The sequence below is a fragment of the Comamonas sp. A23 genome, from assembly GCF_004522605.1.
Classification (GTDB): domain Bacteria; phylum Pseudomonadota; class Gammaproteobacteria; order Burkholderiales; family Burkholderiaceae_C; genus Comamonas; species Comamonas thiooxydans.
Genome location: NZ_RSDT01000006.1, coordinates 55,885 through 72,098 on the forward strand (window position 1 = coordinate 55,885; position 16,214 = coordinate 72,098).

At 63.4% G+C, this 16,214-nt stretch carries 15 protein-coding genes; 5 read left to right on the plus strand and 10 right to left on the minus strand.

What is annotated here, in order from left to right; translation table 11 throughout:
- Window positions 1-47 precede the first annotated feature (47 nt).
- From EIC84_RS14710 to EIC84_RS14725, 4 genes are all read right to left on the minus strand, one after another.
- A complete protein-coding gene (locus EIC84_RS14710; protein WP_003067468.1) occupies window positions 48-1,211 on the minus strand; it encodes an acyl-CoA dehydrogenase family protein in 1,164 nt (387 codons plus the stop codon).
- Window positions 1,212-1,294: 83 nt separating this feature from the next.
- Window positions 1,295-1,687, minus strand: a complete 393-nt coding sequence (locus EIC84_RS14715) for a cupin domain-containing protein (RefSeq protein ID WP_003067467.1) — start codon at window positions 1,685-1,687, stop codon at window positions 1,295-1,297.
- Entirely contained in the window at window positions 1,672-2,994 is a 1,323-nt protein-coding gene (locus EIC84_RS14720) for a CaiB/BaiF CoA-transferase family protein (RefSeq protein ID WP_080554201.1), read from the minus strand. The genes EIC84_RS14715 and EIC84_RS14720 overlap by 16 nt, the downstream gene beginning before the upstream one ends.
- A 1-nt stretch (window position 2,995) precedes the next feature.
- Complete coding sequence (locus EIC84_RS14725; RefSeq protein ID WP_003067463.1) at window positions 2,996-3,982, minus strand: tripartite tricarboxylate transporter substrate binding protein; 987 nt, start codon at window positions 3,980-3,982, stop codon at window positions 2,996-2,998.
- A 536-nt stretch (window positions 3,983-4,518) separates the two neighbouring features.
- Here EIC84_RS14725 and EIC84_RS14730 point away from each other — a divergent pair.
- A complete protein-coding gene (locus EIC84_RS14730) occupies window positions 4,519-4,905 on the plus strand; it encodes a hypothetical protein (protein WP_231879687.1) in 387 nt (128 codons plus the stop codon).
- 169 nt (window positions 4,906-5,074) lie between these two features.
- On the plus strand, window positions 5,075-5,410 hold the full coding sequence (locus EIC84_RS14735) for a cupin domain-containing protein (protein ID WP_029158280.1): 336 nt from the start codon (window positions 5,075-5,077) through the stop codon (window positions 5,408-5,410).
- A gap of 7 nt (window positions 5,411-5,417) precedes the next feature.
- Here EIC84_RS14735 and EIC84_RS14740 read toward each other — a convergent pair whose 3' ends face one another.
- Window positions 5,418-6,209, minus strand: a complete 792-nt coding sequence (locus EIC84_RS14740) for a hypothetical protein (protein WP_003067456.1) — start codon at window positions 6,207-6,209, stop codon at window positions 5,418-5,420.
- A 101-nt stretch (window positions 6,210-6,310) separates the two neighbouring features.
- Window positions 6,311-7,798: a PLP-dependent aminotransferase family protein gene (locus EIC84_RS14745; RefSeq protein ID WP_134737325.1), complete on the minus strand. Its 1,488-nt coding sequence runs from the start codon at window positions 7,796-7,798 to the stop codon at window positions 6,311-6,313.
- Between the two features lie 134 nt (window positions 7,799-7,932).
- Here EIC84_RS14745 and EIC84_RS14750 point away from each other — a divergent pair, with 134 nt between their 5' ends.
- The gene (locus EIC84_RS14750) at window positions 7,933-8,550 is read left to right on the plus strand and encodes a LysE family translocator (RefSeq protein ID WP_003067454.1); all 618 of its coding nucleotides are present in this window, start codon (window positions 7,933-7,935) and stop codon (window positions 8,548-8,550) included.
- A 9-nt stretch (window positions 8,551-8,559) separates the two neighbouring features.
- Entirely contained in the window at window positions 8,560-9,069 is a 510-nt protein-coding gene (locus EIC84_RS14755; protein WP_003067453.1) for a GNAT family N-acetyltransferase, read from the plus strand.
- 52 nt (window positions 9,070-9,121) lie between these two features.
- Here the strand turns inward: EIC84_RS14755 and mnmH are convergent, their stop codons facing one another.
- The 3 genes from mnmH to EIC84_RS14770 all read right to left on the minus strand — a co-directional run bounded on the left by mnmH (window position 9,122) and on the right by EIC84_RS14770 (window position 12,712).
- Window positions 9,122-10,177, minus strand: coding sequence for a tRNA 2-selenouridine(34) synthase MnmH (mnmH, locus tag EIC84_RS14760; RefSeq protein ID WP_003067451.1), 1,056 nt, complete (start codon window positions 10,175-10,177; stop codon window positions 9,122-9,124).
- A 383-nt stretch (window positions 10,178-10,560) separates the two neighbouring features.
- Entirely contained in the window at window positions 10,561-11,916 is a 1,356-nt protein-coding gene (locus EIC84_RS14765) for a sodium:alanine symporter family protein (protein ID WP_003067448.1), read from the minus strand.
- Between the two features lie 253 nt (window positions 11,917-12,169).
- Window positions 12,170-12,712: a TIGR02281 family clan AA aspartic protease gene (locus EIC84_RS14770; protein ID WP_003067446.1), complete on the minus strand. Its 543-nt coding sequence runs from the start codon at window positions 12,710-12,712 to the stop codon at window positions 12,170-12,172.
- A 145-nt stretch (window positions 12,713-12,857) separates the two neighbouring features.
- Here EIC84_RS14770 and EIC84_RS14775 point away from each other — a divergent pair, with 145 nt between their 5' ends.
- Window positions 12,858-13,628, plus strand: coding sequence for a DsbA family protein (locus EIC84_RS14775; RefSeq protein WP_003067443.1), 771 nt, complete (start codon window positions 12,858-12,860; stop codon window positions 13,626-13,628).
- A 180-nt stretch (window positions 13,629-13,808) separates the two neighbouring features.
- Here the strand turns inward: EIC84_RS14775 and EIC84_RS14780 are convergent, their stop codons facing one another.
- The gene (locus tag EIC84_RS14780) at window positions 13,809-16,196 is read right to left on the minus strand and encodes a membrane-bound PQQ-dependent dehydrogenase, glucose/quinate/shikimate family (protein ID WP_034362644.1); all 2,388 of its coding nucleotides are present in this window, start codon (window positions 16,194-16,196) and stop codon (window positions 13,809-13,811) included.
- Between the last annotated feature and the right edge of the window lie 18 nt (window positions 16,197-16,214).

The following is a 16,214-nucleotide window of genomic DNA, read 5'->3' on the forward strand; positions in this document are numbered from 1 at the left end:
AGCACCACTTCGTTTGCTTGACCTACCATCCCCTGCCGCTAGGCCGATCAATACGACTTGGGCAAGCCCAGCACCTTCTCGGCGATAAAGCACATGATGAGCTGCGGACTCACAGGTGCCAGCCGCGGAATCCACGACTCGCGCATATAGCGCTCCACATGGAACTCCTTGGCATAGCCCATGCCGCCGTGCGTGAAGATGGCGGTCTCGCAGGCCTTGGCACAGGCTTCGGCGGCCAGGTACTTGGCGGCATTGGCCTCGGCGCCGCAGGGCAGGCCCTTGTCATAGAGGAAAGCGGCCTTCTGCACCATCAGGTGTGCGGCCTCTAGCCCCATCCAGGCCTGGGCCAACGGGTGCTGCACGCCCTGGTTCTGGCCTATGGGCCGGTCGAAGACCACGCGTTCGTTCGCGTACTGAGTGGCGCGCGCCAGGGCCGCACGGCCCAGGCCCACGGCTTCGGCCGCAATCAGGATGCGCTCGGGGTTGAGGCCGTGCAAGATGTACGAAAAGCCCTTGCCCTCCTCACCGATACGGTCCTGCACCGGGATGCGTAGGCCGTCGATGAAGAGCTGATTGGTGTCCACGCACTTGCGGCCCATCTTCTCGATCTCGGTCACGGCGATGCGGCTGCGGTCCAGGTCGGTGTAGAACAGCGACAGGCCCTCGGTGCCCTGGCACTCCTCCACGGGCCTGGTGCGGGCCAGCAGCAATATCTTGTTGGCCACCTGGGCCGTGGAGATGAAGACCTTCTGCCCGTGCACCACATAGACATCGCCGTCGCGCACGGCACGGGTCTGCAGCTTGAGGGTGTTGAGTCCGGCATTGGGCTCGGTCACGCCGAAACAGGCCTTGTCCCGGCCAGCGATCAGCGGCGGCAGCCAGCGCTGTCTTTGTTCATCCGTGCCGAAGACCACGGCCGGGTGCAGGCCGAAGATGTTCATGTGCACGGCCGAGGCGCCCGACAGGCCCGCACCCGTGGCCGAGATGGTGTGCATCATCAGCGCCGCTTCGGTGATTCCAAGACCCGCACCGCCGAACTCCTCAGGCATGGCAATGCCCAGCCAGCCGGCTTCGGCCAGGGCTTGGTGGAAGTCGTGCGGAAAGCCGCCGGCCCTGTCCTTCTTCAGCCAGTAGTCATCATCGAAAGGCGCGCAGACCCGCTGCACGGCGTCCCGGATCTGTTCCTGCTCGGCGCTCCATAAAAAATCCATGGCGGCTTCTCTCTATCGGTTGAATTTCAATGAAATCCGCCTCAAGCGCCTGTCTCACAAGCGCTATCAGCTATTGTTTTTTATCAATCAGGTCGGCGCACGCGCGCCGGGTTCTCGCCATAGGGCGGGCTGTAGATGACCAGCAGACGCACGGGTGTGTCGCTGGTGACGCGAAACACATGCATGCAGTCTTCGGGGAAAAAGCAGGTGTCGCCCGCCTGCATGGCAAAGCGCTCGGTCTGGCCCTGGCTTTGCACCTCCACCTCGGCCGTGCCGTCCAGCAGATAGCAGGCCTGCTCCATGCCCGGGTGGGCATGCGGCAGCGCGCCACCGCCTTTTCCCAGCGTTCCGAGCACCACTTCCATATGCTGGGCGCCGACATTGGCCTGGCTGACGAGGCGCCGATTCACCGTGCCGTGGTGGTTGGCGGGGCTGTAGCCCTGTACGTCCTGCTCGCGGATCAGATAGCGGGGCATATGTCTGTCTCTCTTTTATCGTTGGATGATGAAGCCTGCATGCAGGCACCGCTGGCCTGCAGCGCGGCGATCTGCGCCTCGCCAAGACCCGCCTCGCGCAGCACCTGCAGCGTGTGCTGGCCCAGCTGCGGCGCAGCGCTGGCCTCGCGGCCCGGGGGCGTGGCGCTCCACTGCGTGGGATTGGCCGTGGTGCGCAGCCGCCCCTCGCTGGGATGCTCGATCTCGCGCACAAAACCCGTGGCCGCATGGTGGGGGTCGGCCAGCAAGTCCTCGGGCGAAGCCATGGGCATATTCGGCACATCGGCCGCATCGAGCAGCGCGCGCCACTCGGCCGTGCTGCGCTTGCGCATCAGGTTCGCCACCTCTGCATAGACGGCATCGATATTCGCTGCGCGCTGGCCGTGGGTGGCAAACATGGGCTCGCGCATGCGCTCGCCCTGGCCTATGGCATTGAAGAAGCTGTGCCAGTGCTTGTCGTTGTAGATCAGCACGCAGAGATGGCCGTCGCTGGTGCGGTAGGGCTTGCGATGGCGCGTCAGCAGCCGCGCATAGCCGGCATCGCCCAGCGGCGGCTCGAAGCTCAGCCCGGCCATGTGATCGCCCAGGATGAACTGCGTCATGGCCTCGAACATGGGCACGACCACCGCCTGGCCCTGGCCGCTCTTCTCACGCGCATACAGCGCAGCGGTGACCGCATAGACCGCATGCAGGCCCGTGACCCGGTCTCCCAGCGTCATGGGCGCATAGGACGGCTCGCCCCCGCCGTACTGCTGGGCCAGCCAGGGCACGCCGGTCGCCCCCTGTATCAGATCGTCGTAGGCAGGCTTGGCCGCATAGGGGCCGGCCTGATCGAAGCCGCAGCAGCTCACATGGATCAGGCGCGGATGGCTCTGCTCCAGCGTCTGCCAGTCCAGCCCGAGTCTGGCCATGGCCTGGGGCCGCACATTGCTGATGAAGACATCGGCATCGGCCAGCAGCTGCAGCAGCGCCTGGCGTGCTGCGGCCTGCTTGAGATCAAGCACCACGGAGCGCTTGCCCTGGTTGGCCTGCAGAAAAATGGGACCCATGCCGGGGTTGCGCATGGGGCCTACATGGCGCATGTTGTCGCCCTCGGGCGATTCCACCTTGATCACATTGGCACCCAGGGCGGCCAGAATCTGCGTGGCAAACGGCCCCATGATCACCGAGGTCATGTCCACGATCCTGACGCCGGCCAGGGGACCGGCTGATGTACCCGCTGTGTGACCCGCTGACGGGCCCGCTGTGCGGCCTGCAGCCTGACGGCTATCGCTATGCATGCTCGTCATCTCACTGCGCCTCGATGCCGGCCTGCTTGACCAGTTGCCCCCATTTGGCGAGCTGCTCCTTCACATAGAGCGCGAACTCGTCGGGTGTGGCCGTGGGCCAGACTTCGAAGCCGACCTGGGCCAGTTGCTCCTGCACGGCCTTGTCCTTGAGGATGAGCTGCAGCTCGCCGTTGATGCGCTCGGCAATGGCCTTGGGCATGCCTGCCGGGCCGAAGATGCCGTTCCACGAGGTGATGTCGAAGCCCGGCAGCGTCTTGCCGATGGCGGGGACATTGGGCAGCAGCTGCGATCCCTTGGCCGCCGTCACGCCCAGCGTGCGCACGCGCTCGGTCTTGAGCGTGCCCCAGGCCGAACCCAGGTCGGCCACATACATCTGGATCTGGTTGCCCATCACATCGGTCAATGCCTGCGGGCTGGACTTGTAGGGCACGCCGGTGATCTGCGTACCCGTGATGTATTTGAAGGTTTCCGAAGCCACCAGCGAGGTGCTGTTGGGCGTGCCGTAGGAGAGCTTGTCCGGATGCGACCTGGCATAGGCAATCAGCTCGGCCACGGTCCTGGCCGGCACCGAGGGATGGACCACCAGCGCGAACGGCAGCTCGCCCACGCGGGCCACGGGCGTGAAGTCCTTGATGGGGTCGTACTTGAGCCCCTTGACCAGCCAGGGATTGGCCGAATGCGAGGTGTTGGTGGTCATGAACAGCGTATAGCCGTCCGGCTTGGCCTTGACCACATGCGCGGCTGCAATCTGGGCATTGGCCCCGGCCCGGTTGTCCACCACCACGGGCTGCTTGAGTCGCTCGCCCAGCTTGTTGGCCACCACGCGCGCCACCGCATCGGTGCCGCTGCCAGCAGCAAACGGCACCACCAGCGTGATGGGGGCTGCGGGATAGCTCTCCTGAGCCAGCACCGTCCCGCCAAGGCCCATGCTCATGGTGGCTGCCAGGCCTGCGCTCGCACAGGCGCGCAGTAAGAATCGCTTGTTCATGCTTGTCTCCTTGTTCAGGCTGCGGCACCTGTATCCGGTGCCTGCACTGCATGCTGAAGCGTTCAATCATTCAAGTCCAATTGTTTAAACCGCATGAATGATTCAATTTACGAATCATTAAATCCAGCTAGACATTCCCAGCCGCTGCGCACGACGCCTCGCCTTCCCCCTCTGCACGGAGAAATGAGCCGGATTTGTACAAGCGTCCCCAGCCCTTATGCCCTTGAGGTGGCGGCAGCGGCCCGCTCTGGCCAGGCCCAGAGGCGTCGAGATCGACGGAGCTTTTTGGCTGCGGCGAGAGCGGCTCGGACGCCTGGAAGCAATACATATGCCGCACGAGCAACGCCGTCAGCTATTCACGCGAGCTGGCGCTGGCGCAAGGCATTCAGCTTGAGCAAATAGCTGGAGCGGATACGGCGTTGAAGCGCCGCTCAATGGCAGACTTGTCGCCTTGCTTCTTCTGTATTCCTCTGACCATGGCCGAGCCTCTCAAGCACCCCGGCAGCGACATCGAGTTCCATGCCGACCCATCTCTTTTGCTGGCGCCCTTCGATATCTATGATCGGGAAGAGTCTCTGGGTCAGGAACTCGCAGCCTATGATCCCAATGATCCCCAGCAGTTGCTGCAGTTGCTCGATCGCTATTTCTTTCCCTGCTGTGAGCAGGCTTCATGGAGCACAGCGCATAAAGTGATGCTGACCCGGTCATTGCAAGCCGCCTTGCAAAGCCTGCAATACGACTTTGCAGCCCCACTGCAAGACAGCCATGACGACTGCTTCTACCTGCCCGCAAACTGGCGGATTCAGGCTCCTCGACAGTTCTTCCTGAACGCTTATTCGATCCTGCTGAAACGCTGGGCTGCAGAGTTCGCGACAGCGGGCTTCAGCCCCATGCCTGCCGAAAATCTACGGCACCTGGCATGACAGCTGCCAGCCGTTCCCGGACCTCTGCGATACGCCCCAAACAGCGCTGATGAGCAACGAAACGAGGCGATAAGGCCTGATGCCCTACAGCGCTGTCACAAAACGGTGATTGAACTTGGGCCCCACTCGGGGGAGAATGCCTTATTACCGCTTTCGCTCAGGTGCTGTCATGGACCATATCCACTCCACGCCCACCCACCAAGCTCTGGATGTCGCTCCTTACGGAGCCAGGCTTCCTGCCGCTCACTCGAGCGTGCTCTTCAAAGCGGAAGATCTGGAAGTCATTCGCGTCGTGCTGCGCTCGGGCCAGTCGCTGCCGCCGCATCGCGTGCCTGGCAGCGTCAGCCTGCAATGCCTGGAAGGTCGGCTCGAAGTTCTCATCGGCCAGACCGTGCATGAACTGGGGCCCAAGCAACTCATGCATCTGCCAGCCAATATGCCCCACGCCGTGCGTGCCATGGAAGACTCGTCCGCGATTGCCACCATCGTGCTCTGTGAGGCCTGAAGAACTTCTATCGAACAGGCAAAAACTGCATGAACGGGCCGGCAAGCAATCCCTGCGCATAGCCGATGACGGAGCGCCGATAGCGCTCGGTGGTGTAATCCGCCACCAGATCCAGCCGGCCGATGATCTTTCCCATCTCGCGCTCGAAGCTCAGGTTGCGCCCCTCTTCCGCTATCTGATTCGATAGCAGCAAGGGCTTTCCACCGGGCGTCTTGCGCGAGTTGAGAATCCAGTTGGCGATCTCCAGATTGCGCGCTGCATTGAAGACATGCTGCGGGTCCAGCCCGTCGATCAGCGTGAAGCTGGTTCGCCCGCCATGCGCGGTGATCAGCATATCGGCTGCAGCATGGACGAAGGCCGCGACCCGGTCTCCGGCGAACTCGGGCTGCAAGGCCAGGGACAGCGCTGCCACATCGCGCTTGTCCTGCAGCTCATGCCAGGGCTGGCGCTCCATGACGGCAATGCGCACATAAGTCATGGCCGCCTCCCGGCTGGAGGCGGTCTTTTTCCATTCGGCGGGGTTGCGGCGATAGAGCTTGTCCATGATGAGAAACAGGCTCTCCAGATTTTCCTTCATGGCCAGCGTTGCCATGCGGTTGCTGTCGGACTGCAGCAGCTCGCGCGAGTGAAAGTCCTCGCCCTTCACTTCGCCGTGATTCGTGGGGGCACTGGAACAAGCGGCCAGACCGCAAAGCACAAGCCCTGACAGCAGCCACCGCCCCATGAGCGGGCGAGCACGCAGGAAATCGCGCGTGCAGTGGCCTGCGGCGGCATGGGGCAAAGCTCGTGCGGCTGTCATGCTACAAACATAACAGCAGATGCTGCTGGGTCAGTCACGCCAGAGGCGCGCGATTGTTATCAATCGTGAACAAAGCCCGGGCCCATTCACCGGCCAGGACGCTATTTGCGCAGCTGCCGGAGGATCTGCTCCAGCACCTTCCATGGCTCGGTCTGGTCGGCCATCGCCACGGGCACGCGCAGCTTGCTGCTGGTTGCCTGCTGCGGCGAAAACAGCAGACCCGGAGCCAGCAGCAGATTGCTCAGCGCCGCCTGACGCGCCAGCACCTCGGTATCCACGCCGCAGTCGACCCAGGCAAAAGTGCCGGCCACGGGTTCGTACTCCGCATGGCAGCCCAGCGCTTCGAGCTTGCGCAGACAGCGACCGCGCGCGCGGTCCACGCGCTCGCGCAGCCGGTCCACATGCTTGCGAAAGGAACCGTCGGCCAGAATATGGTGCACGATCTGCTCCGCCGGCAGCGAAGAGGTCAGGCCTGCCAGCAGCTTCATGTCGGTCAGGCGGTGCACATACTCGGGTTTGGCCGCGATATAGCCCACGCGCAGGCCGCCCGACAAGGTCTTGGAATAGCCCCCCACCAGAATCACGCGCTGCAATCTGTCCATGGCCGCCAGCCTCAGCGGCATGGCGCCCAGGAATTCGGCATAGGTGTCATCCTCGACCAGCAGGAAATCATGGCGCTCGGCAATGCGCAGCACCTCGTGGGCCACGCCGGCAGACAGGCTCAGCCCCGTGGGATTGTGTACCGCCGTGTTGAGGATGAAGAGCTTGGGCTTGTGGCTCTGGGCCAGCGATGCCAGGGCAGCCACATCGGGCCCGCCGGGCAGGCGCGGCACGCCGACCACATTCACACCCATGTACTTGAGCCGCCCGAAGATCAGGAACCAGGCCGGATCTTCGACCAGCACGGTATCGCCGGGCTTGAGAAAGCAGCGCACGACCAGATCCAGCCCGTGGGTCACCCCGCCCACCGTCATGAGATTGGCCTCGGGATGGGCCGGCACCTCCTGGGCTTGCAGATTCGAGGCGATCTGCTGGCGCAATGGCAGAAAGCCCTGTGGATGGCCATAGCTGAGAAAGCTCTGCTCGGCCCGCGCATTGTTACGGGTGATGGCGCGCATGGCGCCCGTGATCAGGCCTTGATCCATCCAGCTCGAAGGCAAACAGCCCGCCCCCCCGGTGCCCGCGCTGTCATCACGAAAAATGCCGCGCAGCAGATAAGCGGTGTCGAAGTCCGCCGGCTGCGCCGAGGCGGCAGCAACGGCGGCAGGCTCCATCACGCGGCGCTGGGCCGCTACATAAAAACCGCTGCCGCGCCGCGATTGCACCAGGCCCTGGGCAGCCAGCTTGTCGTAGGCCTGGACCACGGTGTCGCGGCTGACACCTGCGCTTTCCGCCAACGCCCGCACCGAAGGCAGGCGCACGCCCACACGCAGGCCGTGGTTGCGGATCAGCCCGCCGAAATGCTCGACCAACTGCTCCACCAGTCCCACCGCACTGGAGCGCATGGGCTGCCAGCCCAGGGATGCCGTAGCGGCCACAGGCAAGGCTGCCGGGGTCGCTGCCCTGCCGTCGATATGAGCATCCAGCATGAAGTGCTTCCTCAAAGTGTCAGGTCAATTAGAGCAGGCCAGCTCATCAACTGGCCTGCAAAAGTGTACTGATAGTGTACTGAATACAGATCTTAGTATAGAGGCACAACGCTTATGCAGCCCCAAGGTTCACCATGTCATTTCTGCCTGAATCCTCTGCCTTCATCCTGCCATTGGCCATGTTTGCCTTTGTCAGCTCCGTGACGCCTGGCCCCAATAATGTGATGCTGACGGCCTCGGGGGCCACTTTCGGCTATCGCCGCAGCGTGCCGCATATGCTGGGCATCTGTCTGGGCGTGGTCATCATGGTGCTGCTGATCGGCGCGGGCCTGGGCAAGTTGTTCGAGGCCGAGCCCCGCATCTACACCCTGCTCAAATATGTGGGCGCGGCCTATCTGATCTGGCTGGCATGGAAAATCGCCCGTGCCGGCGGCGTGGACCAGGGCCAGTCGGGCAGCCGCCCGTTCAGCTTCTGGCAGGCAGCTGCCTTCCAGTGGGTCAATCCCAAGGCCTGGATCATGGCCGTGGGCGTGGTGGCGACTTACACACCGCGCGAAGGCTTTTTCGTCAATCTGATGCTATCGGCCCTTGTTCTGGGCCTGGTCAACTACCCCAGCATCAGCGTCTGGACCCTGTTCGGCAGCACCGTGGGGCGCGCACTGCGCACTCCACAGGCCCTGCGCATGTTCAACGGCGTGATGGCCGGCCTGCTGCTGCTGTCGCTGGTGCCCATCTTTGCCGAGCATGTCTAAACTCGGTCCATGCAATATGACATACGCCAACTGACCGAGTCCGACCTTTGCAGTTATCGCGCCCTGCGCCTGCAAGCCCTGACAGAATGCCCCACCGCCTTCGGTGCCACACCTGCCAGCGAACGGGCACTCGGCGATGCGCAGATACTGAGTCGTTTCGGCAGCACGCCAGGTCAAGCCATGTGGGGAGGCTTTGACGCAGACGGCAGACTCTGCGCCACCCTGGGCATGTATCGCGAGCAAGGAGAAAAGACTGCGCACAAGGGCAGTCTCTTTGCCATGTATGTGGCTGCGGCGGCCCGAGGCCAAGGCCTGGCCCGCCGCCTGCTGGAGACGGCTGTTGAGCACGGCAGAGCGCTGAACTTGCGACAGCTGATGCTGGGCTGCAATGCCGGCAACGGCAACGCACTACGCTTGTATGAGCAGGCAGGTTTTAGCGAATATGGGCTGGAGCCTGCGGCCCTGTATGTGGACGGCGAGTATTTCGACGAGGTGCTGATGGTGATGAAGCTGGACTAGCCCGCACCGTACCGGCCCGTTCCAGCTGGCAGGCTTGAACAAGCGGCCTGGCTCAGCGCGCCTGCATCGCAATGATCTGCTGCGCCAGACCGGCGATGGCCTCATCCGAAAGCTGGTCTGTCTCCAGAACCTGGCGCCGGGGCCATTGCTCGAAGTGATTCGACTGGGAGCGCTCGTAGTGCGGGTCGTAGTGGCGCAGCATCAGCTCCTCGAACAGCGAAGGCAGCTCCCCGGCCCGAGCCCATTGCTGCCAGCGGCCCACGGTCTCCTTGCCCTGCAGCTCCTTGAGCCAGCCCAGCTTGGTGGCCAGCACTTCGGGATCGTCCCCCAGGTAGGCATAGTCGCGCAGCAGATAGGAAAGGCGTGCGGCAGTCGTCGCACGCACCTCGATGACCGGAGCCTTGTGCAGATGCTGCACCAGCACCAGCGGCAGGCCGACGCGGCCGATCTTGGCGCTCTCGCCTTCCAGATAGACGGGACGCGAGAGATCGAAGGTCTCCAGCTGCTCGGCAATCAGGGTCTCGAAACGCTTCTGACTGGGCTGCTCGATGCCGGGCAGACCGCCCAGCAAGGAGCCCTTGTGGCTGGCATAGCCCTCCAGGTCCAGCACCTGCTCTCCGCTTTGGGCCAGCGCATGCAGCACGCGGGTCTTGGCCGAGCCGGTGGCACCGCAGAGCACGCGCATCTGCAGCTTAGGCACCAGGCTTTCAAGCTGCGCAATCACATGGCCGCGAAACGCCTTGTAGCCGCCGGCCAGTTGCTGGGCATCCCAGCCGACCAGACGCAGCCAGGTCACCATGGAGCCGCTGCGCAGGCCGCCGCGCCAGCAATAGACCAGGGGCTTCCAGTTGGCAGGCTTGTCAGCAAAGGTTTCGCGCAGATGGCGCGCCAGATTGGCCGACACATAGGCCGCCCCCAGACGTTTGGCCTCAAAAGGGCTGACCTGCTTGTAGATGGTGCCGATCTCGGCACGCTCGGCATTGCTCAATACCGGACAGTTGATGGAGCCGGGGATATGGTCCTGCTCAAACTCGGCGGGCGAGCGGGCATCGATCAGGGCATCAAACTGGTGACGTTCGGGAACGCGAACGGGCTGGCGGTGGGACACGGCAGACTATCCATGGCTGCGCCTGACGGCCTGCATGGCTGCCGGGCAATGGCGTGTGGTCGGGCGCAAAGCGGGAATCGCGACAATGCGGCGATTCGACCTGAGGCTCGGCAACATGAAAAACCTGCAGTCTCATCTCAAGATGAAGCCCGGCAGGCCACGAAGCAAGGGCGTGGATCGAGCCTCGATACGCACAACGGTTGCGGCAATATTTTCCGCAACAGTCATTCCCTGTGTAGGAGGTATTTTCGCAGATATGCGGGGCTGCTTCAGCCACGGCCCCAAAACTGCACAGGGCGCAGCTGCTTGCACAACTGCGCCCTGTGTGAGGTCAAGTCAAGCTCCAGCACTTATGCGTCAAGCGCCTAAAGCTATCAGAATGATCAGGCCTGGCTATCCTGGCGCGCAAAGTATTCGCGCGTGAGCTGCACGATCACGGGTGAGAGCAGCAGCAGCGAGATCAGATTGGGAATCGCCATCAGCGCGTTCAGCGTATCGGCGACCAGCCAGGCAAAGTCCAGCGTGGCCACGGCCCCCACAAAGGCGCTGATGGTCCAGAGGATGCGGAAGGGCTTTTCACAGATGGTGCCGACCAGATAGGTCCAGCATTTTTCACCGTAATAGGCCCAGCCCAGAATCGTGGTGAAGGCAAACACCGACAGCGAAACGGCCAGCACATATTTGCCCACGCCGGGCATGGCGGCCTCGAAGCTCTGGGTGGACAGCACGGCCCCGGTAGCGCCGGAATTCCAGACGCCGCTGACCACGATGGCCAGCCCGGTCATGGTGCAGACGATGATGGTGTCGATGAAGGTGCCCATCATGCCTACCAGCCCCGAGAAAACGGGGTCTCGCGTGGCACCAGCAGCCTGGGCGATGCCGGCCGTTCCCAGGCCCGCTTCGTTGGAAAAGATGCCGCGTGCCACGCCCATGCGGATGGCCATCAGCACGGTCGATCCCAGAAAGCCGCCCGTGGCCGCCGTGGGGCTGAAGGCCTGCTCGAAGATCAGTGCAAACGCCGCCGGAATGCGGTCGAAGTACACGCCCAGCACATAGAGCACGCAGACCACATAGGCCACGCACATGGCAGGCACCAGCTTTTCGGCCACCGCGCCGATGCGGGTGATGCCTCCCAGCACCACGGCACCGGTAAGCACGGCCAGGCCCAGGCCTGTGATCCAGCTCTCCAGACCGAAAGCCGTGTGCATGGCCGATGCAATACCGTTGGACTGCACCATGGAGCCGATGCCGAAACCGGCCAGACCGCCAAAGATGGCAAACAGCGTACCCAGCCATTTCCACTTGCTGCCCAGACCGTTCTTGATGGCGTACATCGGGCCGCCCACCCACTGGCCGTGGTCGTTTTTCTCGCGGTACTTCACCGCCAGCACCACCTCGCCATACTTGGTAGCCATGCCCAGCAGCGCCGTCATCCACATCCAGAACAGTGCGCCCGGGCCGCCCACGGCAATGGCCGTGGCCACGCCAGCAATATTGCCCGTGCCCACGGTGGCGGACAGTGCCGTCATCAGCGCAGCATAGGGAGTGATGTCGCCATCGGCCTTGTCGCCGGGACGGCGGCTGCGCCAGATCATGCGAAAGCCGCGCACGATATTGCGCAGCGGCATGAAGCCCAAGCGGATCTGCAGATAAAAACCCGTGCCGAGAATCAGCACGATCATGGGAACGCCCCAGACAATATCGTTGAGGGCTTTGAAGAGTTGAGTTAACCAGTCCATTGAGTGTCGTCTGCCGCAGCCAGCTTTCGCCTGCGGTCCATTGAATGGCAACAGTCCCGGAACATGTCTTTCACCCATGAGCGGCGAGTGCGGCAACCGCAAGAGGCCCGTGTGAGGCCCACGCACAGCGCACTATTCCTGTTTGCCGGTTGGCAAAGTGCCCTACTTTAATCCAGTCTGCGATCGCTTTTGGGCTGCCGCGGCCTATGACTCGCACAAGTGCGCAAAATCACAGCCAGCGTCTTCACGGCACTCACTTGCGCGGGCGCAGCAGCATTTCGTCGCCGCTCATCTGCACATCGAAGAAGCGCAGAAAGTTCTGGCCCAGCAAGGCGTCTTCGCTGTCGTCACCCGTATAGCCCGTGCCCACGCGCACATCGCGCACACGCAGGCTGGCAATGCGCACCTCGTCGGCGGTGACGATGCGGCCGTCACGCTCGCCGTTGGCCGTGCGAAAACGTACCTTCTCGCCACCCTCCAGGCCGGCACGCTCGGCCAGCGCATCGGTCACGCTGACCGAGGTGGCACCGGTATCGACCATAAAGGTGACGGGCTGATCGTTGACATAGCCCTTGACGCGGAAGTGCCCGTCCATGCCGCGCTCTATGCGCACCGTGCCGTCGGCCATGACCTTGGCCTGGGCCGGCTTGAGGAAATGCTGCATGGCCAGATACATCGCGCCCATGACCACCAGCCAGAACAGCAGAAACAGCATGGTGCTGCGCCGTGCCACGGATTGCGGGGAAGGCTCGGACTCTGGCGAGGACTGGGGCGGCGGCGTGACATTCAGGCGCATGGACAGGCAAACAAGCTGAGGACAATGCAACCATTTTGCCAAGACCGGCGCCAAGGTCATACCCGACCATTACGGCGCCAGCGCCGCGACCGCGCTTACATTGAAGCTTGTTTGCAAATCTACCGGCCTTGCAGGTCGCCCAACCATGAACACATCCAAGCTGCCCGCTCTGGTGCTGCACTATATTTTCGATCCTCTGTGCGGCTGGTGCTATGCCGCCGCCCCGCTGGTCAAGGCCGCGCGTGAGGTGCCCGGTATCGAGGTTCAATGGCATGCCGGCGGCATGCTGACCGGCGCCCACACGCGCACCATCACCGCAGACTGGCGTGACAAAGTCATGCCCAGCGACCAGCGCATTGCCGAAATGACGGGTCAGCCCTTTGGCGAGGCCTATCTCAACGGCTTGCTCAATGACATTGGCGCACCGCTGGACTCCGAGCCCCCGACCACGGCCCTGCTGGCCGCCGAAGCGCTGGCCGGCAAGGGTCTGGAGATGCTGGCTGCCGAGCAGAAAGCCCACTATGTGGAAGGCCGCCGCATCAGCGAGCCTGCCGTGCTGCGCGAGCTGGCAACTGGCATCGGTCTGGACAGCGCGGCCTATGACGCGGCCTACGCCGAGCAAAGCGGCGCGGCCACGCAAAAGCATATTGCCGAAAGCCGCGAATGGCTGGGCATGGTGCAGGGCCAGGGCTTTCCCACCCTGGCCCTGGAGTTCGACCACCCCGAGCAGGCCGGCCAACGCGCCGTGCAGCGCATCGAAATCGGCGAATGGCTGGGCGATGTCGACGGCTGGAAGCAGCAACTGGCCGCCTGGGCCGAGCAGATTGCCGAGCTCAATCAGCAGCAGGCCGGCGACACCGACACCAGTGGCGACCCCAGTTGCGGCCCCGACGGCTGCGAGCTGCCACCGCGCTGAGCGGCGCGGCCAGCGTGGCGTAGCCTGCGCGGCAGATACTCTTTTATTCATAGCTTATAGCGCTTGTTTTTCAATGAACTCAGACACTATTCAATCTGAGTTCCTTATCCATCAAGCGCAGGAAGCTATCTTTTTAAATCCTTCTGCCGACGGCTCCGCAGCCTGTCGCTCTTGCTTTCGCTATTGCGGCAGGGCATAGGCGATCACATAGTCACCGCGCTTGGGCGACTGGCGTGCGCCACCGGCGGTGATCACCACATACTGCCTGCCGGTTCTGGGCGAGACATAGCTCATCGGCCCGCCCTGACTGCCCACGGGCAGGCGCGAGCGCCAGATCTCCTTGCCGTTGGCGCTATCGAAGGCGCGCAGATAGAAGTCCTGCGTGCCCGCGAAGAACACCAGCCCCGACTTGGTGACCATGGAAGGCCCCAGCGTGGGCATGCCGATGGGAATTGGCAGCCACATGGGAATGCCCAGAGGACCGGTGTCGCGCACCGTGCCCACGGGTACCTGCCATTTGATCTGCCGGGATTTCAGATCCACGGCCGTCATGGTGCCGAAAGGCGGCTTCTGGCATGGAATGCCCAGCGGCGATAGAAAGCGCTGGCGCATGGCACCAAACGGCGTGCCCTCCTGGGGCACGGCCCCCATCTCGATGCCGCTGGCACCGGGCTTCATATCGGCGCGCGCAATCATGTAGTTCGCCAGACCCAGGCGCATATCGTTGACAAACATGGTCTGGCTGATCGGATCTATGGAGACGCTGCCCCAGTTCATACCGCCCAGGGAACCGGGAAACTGCAGCGTCGGCCCCATGCCTGGCGGCGTGAACACGCCTTGATGCTGCATGTCCTTGAAGGCAATCCGGCACAGCAGCTGATCGAAGGGCGTGGCGCCCCACATATCGGACTCCTTGAGAGTCTGGTTGCCGATATTGGGCATGCCCGTGGAATGCGGCTGGGTCGGCGCATAGCGCTCGCCCGGCACATGGCCTTGCGGCACGGGCAGCTCCTGCACCTCTGCCAGAGGCTCGCCGGTCTCGCGGTTGAGCATGAAAATCATGCCCTGCTTGGTCACCTGCAGCAGCGCGGGGTCCACCCCGCCCTGGGCATTGCTCACATCGACCAGAGCGGGCTGGGACGGGATGTCGAAGTCCCACAGATCGTGATGCACGGTCTGGTAGAGCCAGCGCGGCTTGCCGGTGCGGATATCCATGGCCACGATGGCGGAGCTGTTCTTCTCCATCTCCGCAGTGCGCTGGGCCGCATAGAAGTCCGGCGTCGCATTGCCCGTGCCCAGATAGGCCAGGCCCAGCCTGGCGTCATAGGACATGCCGCCCCAGACATTGGGCGAGTTGCGCGTATAGGTCTGTCCCTGCGGCGGCGGCCCGGTGATGTCGGCATTGCCCGAGTCCCAGGCCCAGACCAGCTTGCCGCTGTGCACATCGAAGGCTCGCACCACGCCCGAGGGCTCGTCGGTCGAGAAATTGTCAGCCACGCGCCCACCCACGATCACCAGGTTCTCGGTCACCAGCGGCGCCGAGGTCTGCTGATACCAGCCCTGCTTGACCTCGCCCATGCCCTGGGTCAGATCCAGCACGCCGTCCTTGCCGAAGTCGGTGCATGGCTTGCCCGAATCGGGATCGAGCGCGATCAATCGCGCATCGATGGTGGGCAGAAACAGACGACGCCTGCAGCCTGGCGCAACATCTCCGGGCTTGCCGAGGGCACCCGAGGCCTTGATTGCGGCCTCATTGCCATCGAAGTAACCCAGACCTCTGCAGCGCTGCCAGTTGGGTGACTTGGCCTCGGGGTCGAATTTCCACTTCTCCTCGCCCGTGTCCACATCCAGCGCCAGCACCTTGCCGTAGGCCGTGCAGACATACAGGCGCTCCCCGATCTGCTGCGGCGTGTTCTGGTCTTCGGCACCCGAGCCGGTGCTTTGCGGCACATCGCCGGTGCGTGCGGTCCAGGCCACGGCCAGCTTGTCGACATTGTCCCGGCTGATCTGCTCGACAGCAGCAAAGCGCTGTCCTGTGGGGCCCTGCCCCCAGTCCGTCCAGTCCGAGGCCTTGATCTCCATGGAGCCTACCGAAGGCACTTCGGTGACCTCGGGGGCGATCACGCCCTTGGGCGAGAAGGCACTGACGGCTGTCGCGACGATGCCCAGGCCCAGCACCACCACCGACACTGCGGCTCCCAGGCGTCCGTAGTCGTTCATGACCAGCTTGCCCGCCTCAAGCTGTGCGTAGCCCAGGGCCACCAGCAGGCCCAGCACGGCAAACACCATCAGACGCGACACCAGCGGCCAGAACTCCCAGCCCGCATCCCACCAGGCCCATACCAGGGTCAGCACAAAGGCCAGCGCATAGAGATGGGCGCCGGCCCTGCGCCGCGCCAGCAGCAGTGTGGCCGATGCCAGCAGCGCCAGCCCCATCAGCACAAAGTACCAGCTGCCTCCCTTGCCGAGCAGAATGCCGCCGCCTATGGTCAGGTACAGACCCATGAGCAGCATCAGCAACCCCACTGCAAGCCAGTACCAGCGCCCGTCATTGGATGAAGGAGCCATAGCCTCACCTGAAATTAA

Excerpts from the sequence above, each read along its gene's own strand:
- EIC84_RS14710 (WP_003067468.1), bottom strand. The coding sequence starts at position 1,211 with ATGGATTTTTTATGGAGCGCCGAGCAGGAACAGATCCGGGACGCCGTG.
- EIC84_RS14715 (WP_003067467.1), bottom strand. The coding sequence starts at position 1,687 with ATGCCCCGCTATCTGATCCGCGAGCAGGACGTACAGGGCTACAGCCCC.
- EIC84_RS14720 (WP_080554201.1), bottom strand. The coding sequence starts at position 2,994 with ATGACGAGCATGCATAGCGATAGCCGTCAGGCTGCAGGCCGCACAGCG.
- EIC84_RS14725 (WP_003067463.1), bottom strand. The coding sequence starts at position 3,982 with ATGAACAAGCGATTCTTACTGCGCGCCTGTGCGAGCGCAGGCCTGGCA.
- EIC84_RS14735 (WP_029158280.1), top strand. The coding sequence starts at position 5,075 with ATGGACCATATCCACTCCACGCCCACCCACCAAGCTCTGGATGTCGCT.
- EIC84_RS14740 (WP_003067456.1), bottom strand. The coding sequence starts at position 6,209 with ATGACAGCCGCACGAGCTTTGCCCCATGCCGCCGCAGGCCACTGCACG.
- EIC84_RS14745 (WP_134737325.1), bottom strand. The coding sequence starts at position 7,798 with ATGCTGGATGCTCATATCGACGGCAGGGCAGCGACCCCGGCAGCCTTG.
- EIC84_RS14750 (WP_003067454.1), top strand. The coding sequence starts at position 7,933 with ATGTCATTTCTGCCTGAATCCTCTGCCTTCATCCTGCCATTGGCCATG.
- EIC84_RS14755 (WP_003067453.1), top strand. The coding sequence starts at position 8,560 with ATGCAATATGACATACGCCAACTGACCGAGTCCGACCTTTGCAGTTAT.
- EIC84_RS14765 (WP_003067448.1), bottom strand. The coding sequence starts at position 11,916 with ATGGACTGGTTAACTCAACTCTTCAAAGCCCTCAACGATATTGTCTGG.
- EIC84_RS14770 (WP_003067446.1), bottom strand. The coding sequence starts at position 12,712 with ATGCGCCTGAATGTCACGCCGCCGCCCCAGTCCTCGCCAGAGTCCGAG.
- EIC84_RS14775 (WP_003067443.1), top strand. The coding sequence starts at position 12,858 with ATGAACACATCCAAGCTGCCCGCTCTGGTGCTGCACTATATTTTCGAT.
- EIC84_RS14780 (WP_034362644.1), bottom strand. The coding sequence starts at position 16,196 with ATGGCTCCTTCATCCAATGACGGGCGCTGGTACTGGCTTGCAGTGGGG.